Source organism: Alistipes intestinihominis, from assembly GCF_040095975.1.
Taxonomy (GTDB): Bacteria; Bacteroidota; Bacteroidia; order Bacteroidales; family Rikenellaceae; genus Alistipes; species Alistipes senegalensis.
Window position 1 is genome coordinate 1 of the sequence record NZ_JBBMFL010000015.1, and the last position, 21644, is coordinate 21644.

At 49.7% G+C, this 21644-nt stretch carries 17 protein-coding genes; all 17 read left to right on the forward strand.

The window, feature by feature from the left end; translation table 11 throughout:
* Nucleotides 1-91: 91 nt before the first annotated feature.
* The 17 genes from WMO46_RS11800 (at nt 92) to WMO46_RS11880 (ending at nt 21609) form a co-directional block, all read left to right on the forward strand.
* The gene (locus WMO46_RS11800; RefSeq protein WP_004293545.1) at nt 92-667 is read left to right on the forward strand and encodes a DUF3575 domain-containing protein; all 576 of its coding nucleotides are present in this window, start codon (nt 92-94) and stop codon (nt 665-667) included.
* 13 nt (nt 668-680) lie between these two features.
* Entirely contained in the window at nt 681-2162 is a 1482-nt protein-coding gene (locus tag WMO46_RS11805; RefSeq protein ID WP_004293544.1) for a DUF3868 domain-containing protein, read from the forward strand.
* Nucleotides 2163-2222: 60 nt separating this feature from the next.
* Complete coding sequence (locus WMO46_RS11810; RefSeq protein ID WP_004293543.1) at nt 2223-3350, forward strand: hypothetical protein; 1128 nt, start codon at nt 2223-2225, stop codon at nt 3348-3350.
* A 67-nt stretch (nt 3351-3417) separates the two neighbouring features.
* Nucleotides 3418-4323 (forward strand): FimB/Mfa2 family fimbrial subunit, encoded by a 906-nt coding sequence (locus tag WMO46_RS11815; protein ID WP_004293542.1) that lies wholly within the window; start codon nt 3418-3420, stop codon nt 4321-4323.
* 17 nt (nt 4324-4340) lie between these two features.
* Nucleotides 4341-5894, forward strand: coding sequence for a fimbrial protein (locus tag WMO46_RS11820; RefSeq protein ID WP_004303989.1), 1554 nt, complete (start codon nt 4341-4343; stop codon nt 5892-5894).
* A 6-nt stretch (nt 5895-5900) separates the two neighbouring features.
* Complete coding sequence (gene fimD, locus WMO46_RS11825; RefSeq protein WP_004303990.1) at nt 5901-8183, forward strand: fimbrial tip adhesin FimD; 2283 nt, start codon at nt 5901-5903, stop codon at nt 8181-8183.
* A gap of 30 nt (nt 8184-8213) precedes the next feature.
* The gene (locus tag WMO46_RS11830; protein WP_349094416.1) at nt 8214-11402 is read left to right on the forward strand and encodes a hypothetical protein; all 3189 of its coding nucleotides are present in this window, start codon (nt 8214-8216) and stop codon (nt 11400-11402) included.
* Between the two features lie 71 nt (nt 11403-11473).
* On the forward strand, nt 11474-12364 hold the full coding sequence (locus WMO46_RS11835) for a DUF5106 domain-containing protein (protein ID WP_004293538.1): 891 nt from the start codon (nt 11474-11476) through the stop codon (nt 12362-12364).
* A 20-nt stretch (nt 12365-12384) separates the two neighbouring features.
* The gene (locus WMO46_RS11840) at nt 12385-12786 is read left to right on the forward strand and encodes a hypothetical protein (protein WP_004293537.1); all 402 of its coding nucleotides are present in this window, start codon (nt 12385-12387) and stop codon (nt 12784-12786) included.
* A 128-nt stretch (nt 12787-12914) separates the two neighbouring features.
* On the forward strand, nt 12915-13667 hold the full coding sequence (locus tag WMO46_RS11845) for a hypothetical protein (protein WP_004303991.1): 753 nt from the start codon (nt 12915-12917) through the stop codon (nt 13665-13667).
* Nucleotides 13668-14901: 1234 nt separating this feature from the next.
* Nucleotides 14902-15450, forward strand: coding sequence for a UpxY family transcription antiterminator (locus tag WMO46_RS11850; RefSeq protein ID WP_004293535.1), 549 nt, complete (start codon nt 14902-14904; stop codon nt 15448-15450).
* Between the two features lie 272 nt (nt 15451-15722).
* The gene (locus WMO46_RS11855; protein WP_004293534.1) at nt 15723-16118 is read left to right on the forward strand and encodes a hypothetical protein; all 396 of its coding nucleotides are present in this window, start codon (nt 15723-15725) and stop codon (nt 16116-16118) included.
* Between the two features lie 34 nt (nt 16119-16152).
* A complete protein-coding gene (locus tag WMO46_RS11860) occupies nt 16153-17274 on the forward strand; it encodes an MraY family glycosyltransferase (protein WP_349094417.1) in 1122 nt (373 codons plus the stop codon).
* Between the two features lie 13 nt (nt 17275-17287).
* Entirely contained in the window at nt 17288-18079 is a 792-nt protein-coding gene (locus tag WMO46_RS11865; protein WP_004293532.1) for a polysaccharide biosynthesis/export family protein, read from the forward strand.
* 14 nt (nt 18080-18093) lie between these two features.
* Nucleotides 18094-20511, forward strand: a complete 2418-nt coding sequence (locus WMO46_RS11870; protein ID WP_004293531.1) for a GumC family protein — start codon at nt 18094-18096, stop codon at nt 20509-20511.
* Nucleotides 20512-20590: 79 nt separating this feature from the next.
* Nucleotides 20591-20824, forward strand: coding sequence for a hypothetical protein (locus WMO46_RS11875; protein WP_004293530.1), 234 nt, complete (start codon nt 20591-20593; stop codon nt 20822-20824).
* 89 nt (nt 20825-20913) lie between these two features.
* A complete protein-coding gene (locus WMO46_RS11880; protein WP_004293529.1) occupies nt 20914-21609 on the forward strand; it encodes a tyrosine-protein phosphatase in 696 nt (231 codons plus the stop codon).
* Nucleotides 21610-21644: the final 35 nt, after the last annotated feature.

Sequence of the window (21644 nt, forward strand, 5' to 3'; positions counted from 1 at the left end):
TCTATATAATCCCATTATTCCGGGGCTATTTGATTAATTGTTTAACTCGTCCCATTTTAACGGGACACTAATGAACAAGAATAAGGAAAATATGAAAAAATTGATCTTCGGTGTTTTTCTTGCGGTTTGTTGGTGCACGGGCACTGTCAAAGCGCAGGATATCGCAGTAAAGACCAATCTATTGTATTGGTCAAGTACCACGCCCAACTTGAGTCTGGAATTTGGGCTGGGCAAACGCACGACCCTCGACCTCACGGGTGCCTACAACCCGTGGACGCTGAATAAGGACAAGAACAAGAAAATCAAACACTGGATGGTAATGCCGGAGTTCCGTTACTGGCTCTGCGAACGCTATAACGGCCATTTCTTCGGCCTGCACAGCGGTTACGCGTTCTACAACATCAGTGGCGTGAGAATCCCGTTCCAAAGCAAGTCCACGAAGGATCACCGTTATCAGGGCTGGGCTACGGGTCTCGGATTGTCGTATGGCTACTCATGGATTTTAGGCAAACGCTGGAACCTCGAAGCCACGATCGGTCTGGGTTACATCTACACGCAATACGATAAGTACGAGTGTGCCACTTGCGGCAAGTTCAAGGGCAACAAGGACAAGCATTATTTCGGCCCGACCAAGGCGGGCATCTCCCTGATATATATAATCAAATAACAAGAAAATGACTATGAGACGCATATACATCCTATTATTGCTGATATTGGCATGTTGTCCCATGATGTTGCATGCCGAGAACGAAACCAGTTACTTGCCTCTGATCGGGATTCGTCAGGGAGGGGTCGTCAAGCAGGGCCGCACGGTAGAGCTGACGATGTCCGTCGATTTGAGCAAGGCGAAAATCCGTACGCAGCACACCGTAGCACTGACACCCGTACTCATGTCGGCGGACAGTAGCCGCGAGGTGACCTTTCCCCCGATAGTCATCGATGGCAAGACCCGCCACAAGGTTTACTTGCGGGCGCAGCGGCTCGAAAGCGTGGAGCTTCCCCCTTTCCACAATGATTCCGCACAGGTAATCATACGCCACAGCAGCAAGGGGCAGCATTACGATTATGCGGCCACCGTGCCCTACGAGCGTTGGATGCTCGACGGGCGGATCAAAATCCGCGAAGAGGTACACGGCTGCGTGAACTGCGACAAGGGCAAGGCGGAGCAGTCCTTGTGGGCGGGCATACTTCCTGCCTATGTCCCCGATTACAAGCTCGACAGCATAGCCCCTGAACCTGAACCCGTGAAAGTGCGTGCCGAAACCCGCACCGCCCGGCTGCAGTTCCGGCAGGACAGTTATAATATATTGCCCGGATTCAAGAACAACCGTGCCGAACTGGACACCGTTTCCAACTCCATCGAGCTGGTAAAGAAAAATACCGACGTCAGGATTATCGGTATCTACATCACCGGTTACGCTTCTCCCGAAGGCAGCATGGCGCACAATATGGCCTTGTCCGAGAACCGCGCCAAGGCGCTGGCCGACTATATCCGCCGTTACGACGCTATCGCTCCCGAGATGCTCCACGTGGACTGGAAGGGTGAGGACTGGGAAGGTTTCGTCCGTGTGCTCGGCGACTTCCCGAACCTGCTGAAACGCGACGAGGTATATGAAATCATCGAACGTTACCCCGACGAACGGGATTTCTGCGAGCTGCAACTCCAGAAACTCGTGCCGCCGACCATTTACCACAGGCTGCTCACCGAGATATACCCCGCGTTGCGCCGCAACGAGTACCGCATCGAGTACAACGTGCGCAACTTTAACCTCGAAGAGGCTCGCCGCATGGTCGATGAGCGTCCCGACCTCCTGAGCCTGTCGGAAATGTACAAGGTGGCCGATTCCTACGGGAAAGGCACGCCCGGGTACGACAAGGTGATGGCCACCGCCTTACGCTATTTCCCCGCTTCGCCCTCCGCACTCAATGAGAATGCCGTGAACGCCATCTCCCGTGAGGAGTATGCCAAGGCGGTGGAGCTGCTCGAGAAATCGGAAGTCACCGCGCGGTCGGCAGAACTGCTCTCCACCCTCGGTGTGGCATACGCCGGGGCCGGACAATACGACAAGGCGGAGGATGTGTTCCGCCGTGCTTCGGAGGCAGGCTCCGCGACTGCCCGGCATAACCTCGAAGAGGTGCGGCAGGTCATCGACCAGTTGTAGACAAAATCCATAAGCGAGAAGTTATAAAAACCTTTTTACTAATTTTTAAATAACAAAAAGATGAAAGTCAAGAGTTTTTTATTGACAGCTTTAGCTGCTTCAATGACGTTTGTTGCATGTGACAACAAAGACGATGAAATGGGACAGTTGGACAACACCCCAAAGAGTGTAAGCATTGACCTGTCTAATGTGATTCCAGTAACCAGAGGCGCCGGTCAAGAGGTAGAAGACAACTCAAAGGTTTCTTTGACAGATTTACAGGTATTCTTTACAGACGGAACTACCCTGTATAAAGGAAAAACAATCGAAGGAACTGAGGCAACCCACTACTTCAGCAATAAAAGTAATTTTGACGACCGCGCAGATAAGGTATTCCATTTTTTACCTGCTGAGGTGAACAAGGTAATCGTTGTAGGTAACAACGGTAGTCAAATAAATGCATCTACTTATGTAGATTTGAAAAAAGACCTGATAATCGCCGAACAGCAAAATCCGACTGATCTAGACCTTTATAAAGAAGTCGAGTTGACTTCTGTGTCCGGTCAAGACGAGGCAGGACACCCGCTTTACAAAGCGAAGGTAGTGCTTGAACCGCGTGTATCCAGAATTGAAATCGGTAAATTTGAGTATACAGCTCCTACTCAAGGTCAGCGTAAGTACAAGAGTATTGAAGTTCAGCAGGTCATGTTGAACAACTATTTCGGGAAAGCAGACCGTCAGGGAGGAACAGCCAGTGACATACAGAACTCCGATATTAACCCCGGTTCTATATTCGGCCTTTTCGAGACAGCTGCTGATGCGTGGTATAACGATGAATTTACCTCAACAGAGAGTCCTGCAACCACCTTGCCTTTGGTTACATTGGATGAAAATACACAGTATAAGCATTCCTACGAGAAAGGCAATGTCCGTCCTGCATACCACTTCTTTCCTAAAGATAATAATATTGGAAATACTAACCATCCTCAAGTTCTTGTAAAATTGATTGGTACAACAAATGAAGGAACTAAGGTTCCTCTTTACTTGGCTACCAGTACATTCACTCCTGCTGTTACAGCAGATTTCGCCAAGATTTACGTCATGAACTTTGCATTTAGCGATGAGGATTTGGATAATCCTCAAAAATGTGTGGAGGTAACTGTTGACGTCATGAGCTGGGATGTAGTTCCTGTCACACCTGAATTTTAATTGATAACCCGATAGGCAGGGCGAAAGTTCCGCCCTGTCTATCCTTTAACACTTCAATCACATATATATGAAATTGACGAATATTGTTTTCTGCCTGACGTTGCTCGCCGGAGCCGCCACATCCTGCATCCGTGAGGATCTGGACGACTGTCTGAGCACGAACACGCTGTTGCTCAGCTACAAGGGCGACGGCACCACGGAAATATTCCCCGACAAGATCTGCCGGGTGGAGATGTTCGTATTCGATGCAGAAAATCGATGCGTCAATTCGAGTATCTTACCAGAGGAACAGGTCAAGGACCGCACGGCTACGCTTCCCCCGCTCGCTGCCGGAGACTACCGGATTGTCTGCCTGGGGAACACCCACCACACGAAGGTCGATGGCATCGCCACGGGCGATTTCGGCCGGATGCTCTTTGCCGCCGGGGATTATTTCGACGAGAAACAGGTTGCCGGCAACGATTCACTTTACTATGCTACGACCTCTTATACCGTACTGCCTTACAGCGGTGATGAAGAGGCAAACCAGACCAAAACCATAGAGTTCGCCAGCTCTCACTACGATCTGTCGGTGGAAGTGGCCGGAGTTCCCGCCCCGGGAACCCGCGCAGGCTCGCTGCCTGTGCTTGAGATATGCGGAGTCTCGCCCTGTACCGATTTTGAGAATCGGGCCTGTGGGGAGGCAACCGACTATTTGCTTGAAACCGAATACGAAGCCGGAAAAGCGTTGCTCACGGCCCGTACCAACATAATGCGTCACAAGAACCACGAGAACGTGAACATCCGCCTGAGCGCCGCCCCGAACGGGGAACCGCTGGCCGAAGTCAACCTCGCCAGGTTCCTTGCCGACAATCCTATTATAGACTGTTCCAAACATGAAGTGCTCATCCCGATACGCATCGAGTTCAAGTCGGGAGAAATCACGGTAAGCGTACCCGAATGGTACATCGAACAAGTGAAACCTGAGTTTTAGACCGAACCGAAAAGAATATGCTGAATACAAGAAAAATATTATACTGGGCAGTTACAGCAGTGTGCTGTGGCCTGTTGCCGTGCGGGTGCGTCAAGGAAGATGCCGCATCGCTCGGGGAACGGCACGATGTGGCAGTGCGGCTCAACGTAGGGACATGCGCTGTCGGCGAAACCGACGGCACACCGACCGGCGAAGAATCGGCCATTCACTCGCTTCGTGTCTATGCCTTTGTAAAAGGACAACTGGCGGGCCACGAGTTCCGGAGCGGAGACATGGAGACTCCGGCTACATTCTGGATGGATCTGACGATGACTTCCCTGACTACCGAAACGGTAGACTTCTACATCATCGCGAACGAGAAGGCCATGAGTACCCCAGGTGCCGAGAAAACCTTTACGGAAAATACTACGGAAGCGGAACTAAATGATTTCACGTTTACCACGCTGACACGAGATGTCCAAGCCTACGGACTTCCAATGTTCGGCAAGGAATCCAAAACAATCGACTTCTCGAAACTTTCTAACCGTCAGCCGATCGACCCCGGCCATTCGGGGCATACACCGCTGGAAGATGTCTTGACGTTCCAACTGAAGCGTCCCATAGGCAAGTTGGGCGTGTTCGCGGCCAAAGAAGCAGGTGAGGCAGGAGAGCTGTGTGTAACGGACCTGACCTTGCTGGAAGCCGGAACGCGTGCGTATAATTACCTGATGCCACAGACCGACGAAACGCTGAAACTGGCAGGCGCCACTGGTACCGGCGAGTTTTCACTCGTCCCCTCTTCAGCACCGGTAACGAAGACGCTGGCCACGAATATCACGCCCGAAGAGAGGCAGAACCCCGAAAACTACACGCCTGTACTGGGGGCTCCTTTTTATCCTTTCGAGAACCCTTGGGGCAGCGATTCGTGGAACACACCGGGTGATGAGCATGGAAACATCCTCAAAATCGGCTACACGTTCGACAGCGAGCCGCGCGAAGGTCTGGTCTATATGCCACGCATTGAAAGGAACAAGTATTATGCGGTATGCTGCCTGATGCACAACAGCGGCAAGATAACTGTCGCATACGATGTGGCCGACTGGGAGGACGGTGGAGATTATCAGTTGGAGTTCGATTACCCTTCCTATGAACTGCTGCAACCTTTCGGTGGAGGGACCGCCCCCTACGCGCAGCCGACGGTTTACTACAATGGCGGCGCATCATCGACAGCGGGAACCTACTCTTTTAGGTTCACCATCACAGGTCCTGTGAGACAGGAATGGCAGCCCACGCTGTTTGATGCCACAGCCGCAGACTATGAACTGACGGTATATCAAAACGTGGATGGTGTCAACACACTCGTGACACCGCCTTATGTGGCTTCCGATACAGCGTACGAAATCCGGGTAAGGGCACTGAAAGGCGAGAACGTGGACAAGCAGTTCTCGTTGGGCATCGCCTATACCCCGAAGTGGGATCCTTCGGGAAGCTCGCTCCTGCTGATCAACATGCAGAGCGGAGCCACGAACTGGACAGGAAGCGAGAGCACCGAGAAGATTGTAATCAAACAGGTTGACATACCTACAAACTAACAAGCGATGAGACGGATTATATACAATATGATGATTTGTTGTGCGGCGGCATGGCTTCTTGCCGCTTGCAGCAAAGATGACGATCTCCCCGGCGGGCAGACAGGAGGTAACGGCAACAGCATTATCCTCGACATCTCGTCGGGAGCGTTGCCGGTGAGTCGTGCTACCGTACCGGCCGAAGGGGCGGAGGTCGCAGTGAGCCATATCGACGTGCTGATTTTCAACGATACCGACGAGAAAACGAAGGTGTGGAGCGACCGGGTGAACGCGTCAGCCAATGAAACGGGACGGATTACACTGCCCGTAAAACGGTCGTCTTTTACGGAAAATGAGAGGTATTGGGTGTATCTGATCGCCAACAGCACCCACCCGGAAAAGGATTTTGAAAACCTCGCGAACCTGAACGCCTTGAAGGCGATGACGCAGGAGGACGAGAACATTCACCTGACAGGGAAAGACATTGAAGGTGTCCCGGGAACATTCCTCATGGACGGCATAGCCTATCCCGAAGGGAACGATGAACCGGCGGTTGCTGCTCCGGTCGTCCTCTACGACGGCTCGCAAGGGAATGACACGCGGCTGGCGGTCACGCTGCGCAGGGCAGCGGCAAAAGTCGTGGTGACCATCAACAAAGGCCAAGACGTGACTTTTGATTCCAAAGGCATAGGTTACTACCTGCGCAATATGCCCTATACCACATCGGTAGTGGCGGGTGCGGACGGTGCGGCAAAGCTGAGGAATACCGCCCAGACCTCCGGCGGCTATCTTGAGTGGACGGCGAACAAAATTACCGTAACGGCTTACATGTATGCCCATGCTTGGGACAATGGAAGTTCCATGGAGCAGGAAGTGCGCCTGGTGATGAACATTCCCCTGACTTACCAGAAGGATACCGACCCGCAACTGCGTCCCGATAACTACTACCAGATTCCTGTCTGTAACGGCAAGGCCCTGAACCGCAACACCTGCTACAGGGTAACGGCAACGGTCAATGCCCCCGGAGCGGAAAATCCCTCCACACCGGTGCAGTTGACGGATTTGAAATATACCGTGGAGAATTGGATAGACGAGACGGTAAATGTCGGAGGCGGGGACCGCCCGACTTTCCTTGTGCTCAACCGGTACGACCTGGAAATGCACAACAAGGAGGACGACCGCACCAGCCTGATCTTCACCTCCTCGTCGGAAGTGACGGCACAGATTACCCGGGTTTACTATATAGACAAGTTCGGAAGGGAACAGAACTTGGAGAAAAGATACCCCGATAATCCAAACGATAACGAATGGGGAGTGAGTACCGGATACAGATGGCGCAGCCATGGCAACATCCTCATTACTCCCGACAAGGGGCTCAACGGCAAGCTGGATGTACACAGCGACCTCCCCAGGAACAATACGATACGTTATATCGAAGTCCGGGTAACAAATGAGGACGGCAACGAACGTACCGTAACCATTGAGCAGTATCCGTTGGAATATATCACGAATATCCAGGGGTGGTACTCGTACCGCGATGATTTCAAGAATTCAGATCCTAACCCGACTACCTATGAATATGTAGGTGATAAAATTACCGGAATCGCCCTTGCCACCAGAAATATCTCCAGTTGGAACGGAGAATATAGATACCTAACGGGGACAGATGGTTTATTTGGAGGTCCTCCGGACGGATTCTTCGTTTCAAAAGTAGCAAAATTGAGGAATGATGGAAGCGGACAGTCTGATTTATATGAATACTATTACACATCAAACTCAAACAGACTTCGGGAATCCCGCTATAGCGAAATTAACGGCAGAATGTACACCATTGTATTGACAGGGACATCCAGTGAATATACTCTTGGCCGTCCACGTATGGTCCAGGATACATACCATCCGGAACTTATGGTTACGGATCCGGGACAGGACAATGCCCAATTGGTCTCGCCGTCATTCATGATAGGTTCCTGTGTAGGCGAATTCCAAGTTGGAGGAGGAAACCTGAAGCTGGACGGGAGTGACAACAGTGTCCGCGTTGCACGCGAGCACTGCGCGCATTATGTAGAAACGTATAAAGACCCGAAAACCGATAGGACGGTTACCTTGGATGACTGGCGCCTGCCCACAGAAGCCGAACTTAAAATCATTTTTAAATTCCAGGGCTCGAAAGACCAGGATGCAGACGCCATAGACTACCGCTTGAACGGACAGTACTATTACAGCGCAAGCGGAAGATTTTATAATGAGAAATACACCGTTAGCGGTACCGGAGTGGCCTGTGTACGCGATGCCTACGGTAAAAAGGAATAAACGTAGAAACCTGTCAAAAAGAAACGAAATATGATAAAGGAAATAATAGACAAGCTTGTCGCCCTGCTTGCGGTATCGGCCCTGCTCGCTTCGTGCAGCGAAAGCGAGTTGTGGCAGAATCCGCAGACCGAGGCACGCGACGGCTACATCATGCTGAATTTCAAGACGGAAATTCCTGCGATGCAGGAAGTCGTCACCCGTGCGGTAGACCCTGACGGTGGCGGAGTGCAAGATATGACACTTTTCTGCTTTGACAGTTACGGGCTTTTCATCTCTACCGTCAAGGCCGGTGTCACGGTGCAGAAGCCCGGCCCGGGGGAGATGGAGGGCACATTCAAGGCTGAGGTGCCCGAAAATACCCGGACCATCCATTTCCTGGCCAACCAGAATATGGATGAATTCAAGGAGGACAGTTTCCGCAACAAGTCGGAGTCCGAGGTCATGGCAGTGTTGGAGGGCTCGTCCGGACGCATGATCTATTGGGGCCGTTTCGCCTGCGATGCAGGAAACGACAGCAATATAGCCGAACAGATGGCCACCTCGGGCAATTCCGTCAAACTGATCCGCAACCACGCGAGAATCTCCGTCGACAACCCGGACAATAACGGGCATATCGTGATTACGGGCTTTGCGGTCTGCAACACCAACGCTTTCGGAACGGTGGCCCCGCACCACCCGAAGAAAGGCTTTGATTTCACGTGGCCTTCCAGCGACGACCCCTTCGTCACGCTTCCCGTGAACGATGCCAAGATGAGCGATATTACGGACGTGACATCCAGCATGAACCAGTATGTCTTCGAGTGCGAGAACAGTGCCGATGCCCCTGTCAGCGTAATTCTTCGGGGACATCTTCCGGATCAGGACGAAGAGAAATACTACCGTGTCCTGCTGGTTGACGACAAGGGCGAGCAGCTCCTCGTGCGCCGGAACCACCATTACAAGCTTCACATCGAGGGCGCGCTATCTTTCGGTCAGGCCTCCTTTGCCGAGGCGTTGGAAGCGGCAGCCACGAACAACGTATGGATTTCCATTTCCGATGAAGTGAACGAGGTGGAAGATACGGACTATATCCTGACAGTAGAGAAGACTTTTGTCGTACTGGACGAGAGCTTTACGGAAAACGGAGGCAGCTACACGCTCAATTATACCATTAAAGGAAAAAATGACAAAGCCATCACCGAAGCCGATGCCGCAACGGTCTCCTGGATAGACAACGGGGTGGCGACGCAGACATTCGAGACGAAATTCGAGGTCGTGAACGGTGTCGGACAGGGACATATCCAGATACACCCGCTTCGTTTGGAAAATAACGAGAAACTGGAAGGTACGCTGCTTGTCAAGAAGGGACGGCTGCAACGCAAAATCAAGGTCATCACGATCAGGAAGCAGTCTTTCGTGCCTGCATGGGTCGGGACGGAAATATACGGTAATTTAGGGAACGGTGCCAACAAGAACAACCGTGCCCATGTTACGGCCATGTTCACCATACCCGAAAGCTGTCCCAAGGAGCTGTTCCCGATGAATGTGTACCTTTCCGTTGGCGATCTGGATATCCGCAACGCTTCGGGCATGGAACTGCCCGTGGTGCGCGAGGCGGACAATGACTGGTACAGCAGCGGTGAAATCTCTTCCGTCTATCAAGGCAAAGAGCCGGATTACAAATTTGTCTACACGGCCGATGGTCCCGGCGTCCAGCGTGTCTATTTCGAGAACATATTGAATCAGGAAAACGGCTACGAGGGCACGCTCTATATCGAAGCCGAATATTTCGAAACGATGCGGCGCAAGTTCAAATACTCCACCAATCTCGTATCCATCACGGTGCAGGGACTGAACAAATACGATGCCGTAGGCTCGGGCGTACAAGATGAAGTGATATACTATCGTCTGGTTCCACAGAAAAAAGGAGCCAACGTGCAGTTTGACATGCTGCTGGCAGAGAGGTCCGACAATGATCAAGGGACAGGGAACGACAATCCTGCCAATGCGCAAGGCAAAGACGAATTCCTGCTCTACTCGCAATACCTGGATTATTACGAGGACGGTGAGGAACCCGATGCCGGAGTGACTGCATTCGATTGCAAATTCTATCCCGATGAATCGAACAATTGGTGGCAGACCAACAATCCCCAAGGTGGCCGTATGCTGATGTTCAAACCGAGAACTGAAGTTTTGAGCAGCCCGTCGCAAGGTACCGGAAGATATTCCATCTACATGAAGACCAACCGTGCCCGGAGCGCCGAGGTGATCCACATCGCCTCCAACGACAACCGGCTCGGACCGGTATTGCCGGAAGATGCAAACGAGGATAATCCCGGTATATATGGCGGCCGATCATACCGCAGTACGACTTTCGAGCTGGCCAACTACACCCCGTTCCGGTTCGGAGCCCGCGTGAAGTACGGCAACAACGACTGGCAGGGAGAGGCCGACGAGCCTGACCGCACGGTAGCATCCGGTGCCATACCGGCAGACATACCGGAAAAAGTCACCCCGTTGGAATGGACATATCAACCCGACCAGCGGGTGGATATCGGCATCGATGTGACGAGCTTTGCCGGTTTTGACAACAAGTCGGTGGATCCTTTCGGCCAAGCGTTCGAAATCTATATCGACGCGCCTATGCTGAAAATCGATGCCGGCCGTCTTGCGGAAAACAGACTGGACGGAACCAAACTGAAAGCGCATCCCACGATTCCCGGGCGTTTTGTCTATACCGTGGATGCCAAGCGGGAGACGGAACGGCGATATGGTACGGATGATATTGCTAACACGGACAATATTGCCTCCAGTCAGCGTGGGGAACGCAAGACCCTGCCGTTCCTTGTGAATAGCGTCGTAAGTGCCGGGGACATCGTGATTTCGTCCGATGAAAGCCGGGTAGTGTATTATTCCAAGACTTTCCGTGTGTCGAACCAATCGATTGCCGGGACGCTTCAATATAAAAATACCGCCGGCGTGGTGCAAAACATACCGAAGGATGCTTTCGTATCCTTCGAGCGTACCCGCAACGGAAGCCGTATCGGGTCGGTAAGCGTAACAGCCGACGGCCAGTACGAACTTCGGCTTCGCAAGGAATATGAGTTTAACTGGTACACGGACGAGGTGGAACTGCATTACACAGGTGACGGAGGCATGGTTTATCATGCGACATACCCGAGCCTGTCCAGCCTGTTTGCCAGTCCGCACATCGTACTTGAACCGTCTGCCGGCGAATGAGATTTTCCGAACCGGTATATGCAACGGCACCGGACGTTTCCACATCCGGCGCCTTTTTAACAACATAAGATATGAAGATGCTGAATCATACTTTTTTCGCCTGTCTTTTGGGCATGAGTCTCGTTTCCTGTTCACATGCCCAACAGCAGAAAACCAAGGAATTCCGTCTGCCCGACGTGCCTGTCACGCTGACGGCGCCTGAAGACAGGGCGGCGTACTTGTCCCTGCATTACTGGGACCACTTCGATTTTGCCGATACGTCGCTCATCTCCCGTCCTGAAATCACCGAGCAGGCCTTTGTCGATTTCCTCGGCATCCTGCCCTATACCGACCGGGCACAGGCTGCCATCGATACTCTTTTCCGCCGCGCCGCAACCGGACAGGAGATGCTGTATCACTTCATCGGGCTGAGTGACAAGTACCTCTACGAGCCCAATTCGCCCATGCATGACGAGGAACTGCATATCCTCGTATTGCGGGCACTGCTGGACAACCCCTGCCTGTCCGATACGGACAAGATACGTCCCCGCTACCTGTTGGAAATAGCCATGAAGAACCGTCCGGGAGACGTGGCGGCGGATTTCACCGTCACTTGCCGGGACGGCAGGCGCAGGCAGCTCTCCGGCATAAAGGCCGACTACGTGCTGGTTTACTTCAACGACCCCGATTGCGAGGACTGCCGCCGGGTGAAGGAATTGCTCACCCTGTCCCCGGTTGTGAACGACCTGTTGGAGTCCGGCCGTCTGAAACTCCTCTCCGTGTGTGTGGAGGGCAAGACCCCCGCGTGGGAAAAGGCGGAATTTCCCGCCGGTTGGATAGATGGTTATGATGCCGATCAGCGGCTTACCCGCGAACAGGTGTACGACCTCAAGGCGATGCCCACCCTTTACCTGCTCGATGCGGAAAAACGGGTGATACTCAAGGACGCTTCGTTCGAGCAGGTGGAAGAACGGTTGTCCTGAAAGATGCCTCATGAAAGCCTATGAAGACATCCGGAAAAGACAGTAAGGAGAGCAACCGTTTCAGGGGCATCAGGCCGGAGACGGAGGAGAAATACCGCCGAGCGATCGAGATGTACGCTTCCACGGAGCTTTCCGGCTGTGAGATATGCCGTATCTGCGAAGTGACAGAATCGGGTTTCCGGTGTTACCTGACCAAGTACCACCGTGAACTCGTGCTGGCCCGTTACGCTATACTGTGCAGCAAAGAAGAGGCCGGGCAGATTAAGTTGGGACAGCTCCGGGGACAGTTGCCCGCTACCCGTGTCAAATACAAGGATACCATCGAGGCGTGCGGGAGCATGGAGCATATCGGATTGCACGTAAATTCGGGTTGGAAGGCACGAATCTGGGCAGGCAGCCGTGTACGCACTACCCCGAGATAATCGAATGGCGCGAGAAGGTGCGCGATTGGCTGGGTATCGGTGACGGGCTGCCGCGCGGCACGCGCCGCTCCTGCAAGGAATAGTATGCTGAGGCCGTCAGGCTCTTGCAGGGTAACTCGTATGTCACGGTGCCGGAGGTTGCCGACTCCTGCGGGCTTTCCTATACCGGACTGGAACAGCACCTGTTGTTCTACCATAAGGATCTGGTGAAGCGGCGCATCAGGATACGCAAGAAGGCTCTCCGACGGCAGCGGAAAGGGGAAATCACCGGTCGGGGTACCGTGCACGCCCCCTCTCCGGAGTTGGTGGAGAAGTATGCCGAAGCGGTGCATCTGTATGCCACGACACCCATGTCGGCCGCACGGATAGCCGGGAAGACGGGAGTGTCGAAGAAGGGATTCTACGAGCACCTGCAAAGGTGGCATCTGGACCTGGTATGCAGGCGGAAGAATATCCCCTACGAGGAAGGGCGGCTAGTGGACTGGTCTAAAGTCCGGAAATACAACCCCGCGACAAAGGCCAAATATGCCGAAGCCATCCGCCGGCTGAAAGAAAGCGGGCTGCCGACGGCACAGGTCGCCGCCGAGTTCGGGCTGCAACCCGAAGCGTTCCGCAGCTACCTGAAGGAACACGAGCCGGAACTGTATGCCCGGAAGGGAATGGTCAGGACGGATACGGGCGGCGCGGTGTCCCGCCGCAGCATGGAGAAATACAGCGAGGCCATGCACCTGTACGGCACGACAACCGAAAGCGTGAAGTCGTTGGCCAGGCGGTTCGGGTTCAACGACTGCTCGTTCGGGCAGTTCATCAGAAGGAATTTCCCCGAACTGGTCGAAAAGCACAACGAAATCGTCCAGAAAAAAGGAAAACAAAATAAATAACCGGCTTTCGTATGCCGCTCCGTTGCGGAAGATAAGCTGTCATAGACAGTCTGACAAAATTCAATTAGGATACCTACTATCAAAATGATTTGCAGGATTATCCGATTCTGTCATTTTTCAATACACTCTCTCTAATAATCATCAAGGTTAGATGGACATTCATCGCATTTTTTTTCTGTCTTTTAATCCTAAGTGTTGCATAATATCGGATAACGATTTAGGTTCAACGCAGCTGACAATCTTATTCAATCGACTATCAACTTTTGGGGAACCCCCAAGCATCATGGACATTTTTTAATATCCGGTTGCGATAAATACAGATAAATACTACATCTTCTCTCAAAATACTGTTATTGGGGACCCAGCATTATACCTTGATTTATAAAAACAAGGAATCTATATACCAATTTACTGTCAACCAACTTTCTTCCAACTTCGCCATACTTTCTCTATAAACAGATAGAGTTAAGTTACTTACTATCTGTTGGGGAAAACAAAAATTTTTTCTCTGTTTATAGAGGAAATAAGCAATTAAATGCGGGTAAAAGAAAACTTGCTCCTTATCTACAGAACGTAGCCCATTTGAAACCCGTTTAGACTTACTTAGCATGAAGTGACAAAAATTTGGCATGAAAACAAGTATCCTCGTCATGCGCTGTAAAGTGGTACATAATATATAGTATGAAAACGTCTAATTATTGGGAAGTGTATGACCGATAAGTTCAGACTAACAATAATGAAGCAAAAAAGGTTTTGTTACAAATAAGTCTGAGTGTAAGTTATAGAGAGATTGTTCGACAAAAATTCCGTTCTCTCCATAAGAGAAGTATTTGAATATAAAATTGGTTGTAATCAGCTAGTAAACAATATTTGTTTTATTTGCTTGGAAGACGATTCACTTAACAACTGTTGAGTAAAACCTATAACATCTGTTTGAAATGAGGCACTCGGTTGAAAATTATATCATTTTTATATTGTTATTTTCAGTGAATTGTATAATTTTGTATCCCAAATACTTCTCTTATGGAGAGAAGTAGCAGAAGATGGAGCCGGAAACGGCTTCAGAGATTTTGTGCATGTGTGAGATAACGGAATCTTTTATGGTGTAAACATGAACAGATATACTGACATGGGAAGTTATTCTCCAGCTTTTGAAAAGAATGTTTGTAACTGCTTGATATGTAGTATAATTTACAATCTTGCAGGATTAGAAGAATTGTCCTAAATCCAAAATATGGCTACTTCGGAAGGTGAAAAACAGACATGCTGGTACGTGATGCGCGACCTTAAACGGGCCAATGCCAAGTTGCCCGCATACAAGCAACTGTTGAACGAGCATTTCGAGGTGTTCACTCCCATGAAAGAGCAGTTGAGTGTTCATGGCGGCAAACGGACTCGGGAAGAAGTTCCCTTTATCCAGGATTTGCTTTTTGTTCATGATACCCAGGAAGCTATTGATCCGTTTGTGGAAAAGTATCCCACGATACAGTATCGTTTCCAGAAGGGAGGTGGTTACAAAAATCCGATGACTGTCGCTGATGCGGACATGGAGCGGTTCATACATGCTGTAAGTGTGTCGAAAAATCCGAAATATTATCTTCCTGGCGAATTGACACCCTCTATGTGCGGACGGCACATCCGTATTGTAGGCGGTCCTTTGGACGGTTATGAAGGAAAATTGCTGACTGTACGCGGGTCGAAAACGAAACGTCTGTTAGTGGAGCTGCCCGAGTTCTTTTCCGTAGGGGTGGAAGTCAATCCCGAATATATCAGGCTATTATAAAATAATGATATGTAAGCCCGACTCTATTTTGGATGATATATGGTCCAAAGTTAAAGCGGTGTGCATTGATTATGACCTGCCGGACGAGCTGCGGATATTAAAGGTTATGCTCCGGAACAAGATGAGTACTGGTTTCTGTTATCTGTTTTGACAAATGCATCTGTACAGAACAGCCCGGCGCATGTTACAATGAGGATAAAACCTGCATTTCTGGCTTTGTAAAATTGAATATACGCTAATTCCCGACAACGGATGAAACATTTTTGAAAGTAATGAATGGTTACAATTCCGGAACTGAGCCTTGCTGGATGCCATTGATGGAACTCATCGAAACATGCCTGTTCGACATCATTCACACAGAAGATACAACCGGACGATTCATTCGTCTGTATGGAGCAGGTGACTATTGGCACGCATTCGAAGAATCCGCCTACCAATTGAGTCAGCTGTTCGTGACACACGATGTAACTGTACTCAGGCATAAAGTTTACCCATTTCCCGTTTTAATGGTCAGCATCTCGGATGACGAACTCCAGGCTTACGGCAAAAATCACATCTTCAGAAAGAAAGTATCAGGGTACAGGGAACTTGTTGGGATAGGAATCTCGATGAAGCGGTACAAGGAATGGCACAAAAAAGAGGTGATGAAATTCTCTTCTCTTCCATGACTTTGCACAAGTAAAGAACAAATTCTGACATAATATGATTTTTTGGATAGTTAATTGCAGTATTGCATTCCTGATCTGTGTGTTCTGTGCGGGTATCATCATTCCCCAGATTTTGTTGATCGCTTTCCGCAAGCGGTTATTCGACCTTCCCGACGAACGGAAGATTCATCATTGTGCCGTGCCCCGGTTGGGCGGCATCGCATTCAAGCCGGTAGTGTTTTTCACCGTAGCCTTGTTGCTGGGGATCAATATGGTTATGGGGCATTCGGAGATGTTGTCCGAAATCGAGAACGATGTTCGGCCCTTGGCTTTCGCCTTCTGCTCCATCATGGTTCTGTATCTGGTTGGCATGGCCGATGACTTGATCGGCATCCGTTATCGAGCCAAGTTCGTTATCCAGATTCTGTGCGGCATGATGCTTATCGCCGGTGGTATATATATCGATAACCTGTACGGCATTCTAGGCATTCATTCGGTTCCATTATGGCTGGGGTATCCTCTGACCATTCTGTTCGTGGTCTTCATCATCAATGCCATCAACCTGATCGATGGCATTGACGGACTGGCTTCCGGGCTATGCAGTATTGCCTGTTTGCTTTATGGGTTGACTTTTCTTATGTTTCACCAGTATATATATGCCATGCTGGCGTTCGCCACATTAGGGGTGTTAGTGCCGTTCTTTTATTACAATGTTTTCGGGAATGCCGAGCACGGAAAAAAGATTTTCATGGGTGACACAGGCAGCCTGACCGTTGGCATGATGTTCTGTCTTCTCAGTCTCAAGTTGACTATGTGTGGGACAGATGATAATACGGTACATATAAATCCGATGGTGCTGGCATTCTCCCCGCTGCTGATTCCTTGCTGTGATGTGGTCCGGGTTTATCTGCATCGGGTACGCAACGGAAAGAACCCGTTCTTGCCGGATAAGAACCATATCCACCATAAACTACTTGCTGTCGGAATGCAGCAGCGAAGTGTCATGATTATCGTCATATCCGTATCGACCGTATTCATACTGTTTAATATTCTTCTCTCCCTTTATCTGAATGTAAACTGGATCGTACTAGTCGATATCCTGATATGGACTTTCACCAATATCCGACTGACGAAACGTATCGGACAGCTTCAGTCGAGACAGGCAACCAACAAATAAAAATCAATGAAATATGAAAATCAGATACATTTTACTCTTATTGACCGTGGCTTCCCTGCTAGGATCATGTGCCGCGCCGAAAGTCGCTTATTTTACGGACCTGAAACCGGGTATGGCAGAGCAGGTTCTTAATCCATTGGAAATCAGGGTACGTCCCGAAGACAAGATTTCCATATTGGTCAACAGCAAAGACCCTTTGTTGATGGACCTTTTCAACCTTCCGATTATATCCCGACAAATCGGTATAAGATCAGAAGCATCCAACAATCAAGGAATGTCAGGATACACGATAAACAAGGATGGAAATATCGATTTTCCCGTGCTGGGGCATATCCATGTGGCGGGAATGACACGCGAGGAGATTGCCTTGTGCATAAAAGAAGAGTTGATCTCGAAAAACCTCGTAAAAGATCCGGTAGTAACAGTGGAATTCATGAACCTGACCGTTTCCGTGTTGGGTGAGGTCGCCAACCCCGGACGTTTCAATATCGACAAGGACAGGCTGACGCTCCTGGACGCTTTAAGCATGGCCGGGGACCTTACCGTCTACGGGAAACGGGAGAACGTGCTGGTACAGCGGGAGGAAAACGGCAAAAAGACCCTGTACCGGGTCAATCTGAATTCGGGATATGACCTTTATGCTTCTCCCGTGTACTACCTGCAACAGAACGATATTGTTTATGTCGAACCTAACTCGGTCAGGGCAAGACAATCGACAGTCAATGGGAACAACGTGCGGTCTACCTCTTTTTGGTTATCGTTGGCCTCGCTGCTGACCACCATTACCGTGTTGATCGTGAAATAAATATAGAATCTGATATGGCCGTAAATCAAAAGAATACAAAACCGGGACAGCCGGATGATTTCCTGCGGATACAGGATCTGTTGTACCTGTGCCTCGCGAGGTGGAAGTGGTTCGTCCTGTCTTTGGCGATAACGACAGGTGTTGCTGCTGTCTATCTGCTGTGTACCCCTGCCGTATATACACGCACTGCTTCGGTGTTGATCAAGGAGGATTCCAAAGGCAAGTCGGTTTCCCCGGATCTGGAATCCTTTTCGGAGTTTGGGTTGTTCCAGTCCAGCACCAATGTAAATAACGAACTCATCACCTTTCAGTCGCCGGCTTTAATGACCGAGGTAGTTAAACGATTTCGTTTGGATATGAATTACTTCGTTCCGGGGAAATTCCACCGTCAGGTGGCCTATGGACTGACATTACCAGTGGATGTAACGATAAGTGACTTTCCTGAAAACGAATCGGCTGGGTTTACATTGGAAGTACAGCCAGACAGCACATTACTCTTATCCGACTTTACACGTAACGGGACGGAGCTCGACGGAAAGGATATAAAGGGCCGCTTGCTCGACTCCATCACTACGCCATTAGGGAAAATCATTATCCATGCAACCCCCAATTATGTGAAAGGCGAGACATACACATTGTATGTAGGTAAATCCAGTTTGTATGATGCTGTAAACTCCTGCTCGTCCAATCTGTCCGTTTCATTGAATAATGAGAAAGCGTCAGTTATCGACCTGTCATTCAGGGATAATTCTGTACAACGGGCGGAGGATGTATTGAGCATGTTGATTTCCGTTTATAATGAGAACTGGGTGAAGGACAAGAACCAGATCGCTATCAGCACCTCGATGTTCATCAACGAGCGTTTGGGCGTAATCGAACAGGAACTGGGCAACGTGGACGAGGACATTTCATCCTACAAGTCCGAACATCTGTTACCCGACGTGCAGGCGGCTTCGAGCATGTATATGGCGCAGAGCAGCCAGACGAATGCGCAGATTCTGGCTTTGAACAACCAGCTCTACATGACCCGCTACATCCGGAACTATTTGTCCAATGACGCCAACCGTACCCAACTGCTTCCGGCCAATTCCGGCATTGAAAGCGCCAATATTGAATCGCAGATTGCCGAATACAACAAACAACTGTTGCAGCGCAACAGCCTGGTTGCGAACAGTAGTACGGAAAATCCGCTGGTCGTTGATATGGATCAGGCCCTGGCATCCATGCGTGGGGCGATAATCAGGTCTATCGACAATCAGATAGTAACCTTGAATTCGCAGATAAAAAGTTTGCGGCAGACGGAGCAACAGACAACATCACGTATAGCAGCTAACCCTACACAAGCCAAATACCTGCTCTCGGTGGAACGCCAGCAGAAGGTAAAGGAGGCTCTTTATTTGTTCTTACTGCAAAAGCGTGAGGAGAACGAACTCTCACAGGCATTTACGGCCTACAATACCCGTATTGTTGCCCCGCCCCACGGTAGCATGTTGCCGATGTCACCCGTGCGCAAAAACATCTTAATGGTCGCGTGTGCTTTGGGACTGCTTATTCCGGTAGTCATTATCTTTATATGTGAGAACATGAATACCCGTGTACGGGGAAGAAAAGATCTGGAAAGCGTAACCGTACCGTTCATCGGTGAAATTCCGCTGTTCACAAGAAAGAAGAAAGGAATATTCAGAAAGAAACCACAGGAAGTCAGGGCCATTGTTGTCAAGGAGGGCAGCCGTGACATCATCAACGAGGCATTCCGTGTATTGCGTACCAACTTGGAGTTCATGACTGGCAAGGATAAGGCATCGAATGTCATCATCGTGACCTCGTTCAATCCGGGCAGCGGCAAGTCGTTCCTGACCATGAATATCGCCGTGAGCTTTGCCATTAAAGGGAAGAAAGTGTTGGTAATCGACGGTGACCTGCGTCACGGCTCTGCGTCATCCTATATCGACTCTCCTACCAAGGGGTTGAGCGACTATCTTGGCGGCAGGATTGACAATCTCAATGAAATAATTGTCACCAATCCGAAACAGAAATATCTGGACATCCTTCCTGTCGGCACCATACCTCCCAACCCCACCGAACTGTTGTTCGACGACCGGCTGAAACAGGTAATAGATACCGTAAGGGAACAATACGAATATGTGCTGATTGACTGTCCGCCCATCGAACTGGTGGCCGACACGCAGATAATCGAGAAGCTGGCTGACCGTACTATTTTCGTGGTTCGTGCAGGATTGCTTGAACTGAGTATGCTTGCTGAACTGGAGAAAATCTACGGGGAGAAAAAATACAAGAACATGTCCCTGATCCTGAATGGAACCGAGGGAAGCGGTGGTCGCTACGGATACCGTTATGGCTATCGGTATGGTTATCACTATGGTTACGGTTCGGAATATCACTATGGTTCCGATGAAAAATATATAGAGTAAATCGTTGATTATCAAGCAATTAAATACGGAGTAAGAATGTAAATTTGATTTCCCTATTGTTTCACTAAAAATCACAACTATGGCACAGAACGATTTTACAGAAGACAAAGCGACCTTATTCGGTGCGGGTATGGTTACTGTAGGTGTATTTGGTAAAACAGCATTGATTACCAAAGGAGTCGGAGTGGTTGCCGCAACAAAAGCCGGAGTATTGGCTGGTGGATTTATCTGTCCTCCTGCGGCTATCTGTATCGGTTTAGCTTGTGTTGGGGCCGGGTTGATAAATCATTTCGGCAAGCGAAACTGGTGGTGAAGTTTATCACCGGGACAATCAATTCATTCCCGGATTCCGCATATATGTCATGTGGAATCGGGAATGATTAAAAAGTTTTATGTCATTATATGTGGTTTTTTAAAAAAAGGGAAAAACAAAATATAATAAAGCTAATCGGTTTTACAGACTATCATTCGCATATTCTTCCGGGCGTGGATGACGGTGTACAAACGATGGACGAATCTTTGGAAATTCTACGTTTGTATGAGGAGCAAGGGATCAAATCCGTATGGCTCACACCGCACATCATGGAAGACATTCCCAATACGACTGCCCATCTTCGCGACCGTTTTGCAGAATTGCAGGCTGCTTACACAGGTGGCGTACAACTGCACCTTGCAGCGGAAAACATGCTTGACAATCTCTTTGAGGAACGGCTGGGAAAGAATGACCTGCTACCTTTAGGCGAGAATGGCGACCACCTGCTGGTGGAAACCTCTTATTTCAGTCCTCCGATGGGCTTGAAAAATATCCTGCTTCGCATCAAATCTAAAGGATACCACCCTGTTCTCGCCCATCCGGAGCGTTATGCTTATATGGATGAATCGGATTACCGACAGCTAAAAGACATGGGTGTGAAATTCCAGATTAATCTTCCATCAATAGCGGGTATGTATGGCAACCGGATTAAGAAAAAGGCCATGTTTCTTATGAGAGAACAGGCTATTGCTTATATAGGGACAGATATTCACAGTTACAGTATATTTCAAAAGTTCATTTGTACAAGCGTTACAAGAAACGTACAAAAACTGCTTGATTTATAGTCAAGATTATTGCGGCTATGGATAGCCAAGCTATA

Excerpts from the sequence above, each read along its gene's own strand:
- WMO46_RS11860 (WP_349094417.1), top strand. The coding sequence starts at position 16,153 with ATGATTTTTTGGATAGTTAATTGCAGTATTGCATTCCTGATCTGTGTG.
- WMO46_RS11820 (WP_004303989.1), top strand. The coding sequence starts at position 4,341 with ATGCTGAATACAAGAAAAATATTATACTGGGCAGTTACAGCAGTGTGC.
- WMO46_RS11815 (WP_004293542.1), top strand. The coding sequence starts at position 3,418 with ATGAAATTGACGAATATTGTTTTCTGCCTGACGTTGCTCGCCGGAGCC.
- WMO46_RS11835 (WP_004293538.1), top strand. The coding sequence starts at position 11,474 with ATGAAGATGCTGAATCATACTTTTTTCGCCTGTCTTTTGGGCATGAGT.
- WMO46_RS11880 (WP_004293529.1), top strand. The coding sequence starts at position 20,914 with ATGTGGTTTTTTAAAAAAAGGGAAAAACAAAATATAATAAAGCTAATC.
- WMO46_RS11805 (WP_004293544.1), top strand. The coding sequence starts at position 681 with ATGAGACGCATATACATCCTATTATTGCTGATATTGGCATGTTGTCCC.
- fimD (WP_004303990.1), top strand. The coding sequence starts at position 5,901 with ATGAGACGGATTATATACAATATGATGATTTGTTGTGCGGCGGCATGG.
- WMO46_RS11830 (WP_349094416.1), top strand. The coding sequence starts at position 8,214 with ATGATAAAGGAAATAATAGACAAGCTTGTCGCCCTGCTTGCGGTATCG.
- WMO46_RS11810 (WP_004293543.1), top strand. The coding sequence starts at position 2,223 with ATGAAAGTCAAGAGTTTTTTATTGACAGCTTTAGCTGCTTCAATGACG.
- WMO46_RS11870 (WP_004293531.1), top strand. The coding sequence starts at position 18,094 with ATGGCCGTAAATCAAAAGAATACAAAACCGGGACAGCCGGATGATTTC.
- WMO46_RS11840 (WP_004293537.1), top strand. The coding sequence starts at position 12,385 with ATGAAGACATCCGGAAAAGACAGTAAGGAGAGCAACCGTTTCAGGGGC.
- WMO46_RS11875 (WP_004293530.1), top strand. The coding sequence starts at position 20,591 with ATGGCACAGAACGATTTTACAGAAGACAAAGCGACCTTATTCGGTGCG.
- WMO46_RS11800 (WP_004293545.1), top strand. The coding sequence starts at position 92 with ATGAAAAAATTGATCTTCGGTGTTTTTCTTGCGGTTTGTTGGTGCACG.
- WMO46_RS11865 (WP_004293532.1), top strand. The coding sequence starts at position 17,288 with ATGAAAATCAGATACATTTTACTCTTATTGACCGTGGCTTCCCTGCTA.
- WMO46_RS11850 (WP_004293535.1), top strand. The coding sequence starts at position 14,902 with ATGGCTACTTCGGAAGGTGAAAAACAGACATGCTGGTACGTGATGCGC.
- WMO46_RS11855 (WP_004293534.1), top strand. The coding sequence starts at position 15,723 with ATGAATGGTTACAATTCCGGAACTGAGCCTTGCTGGATGCCATTGATG.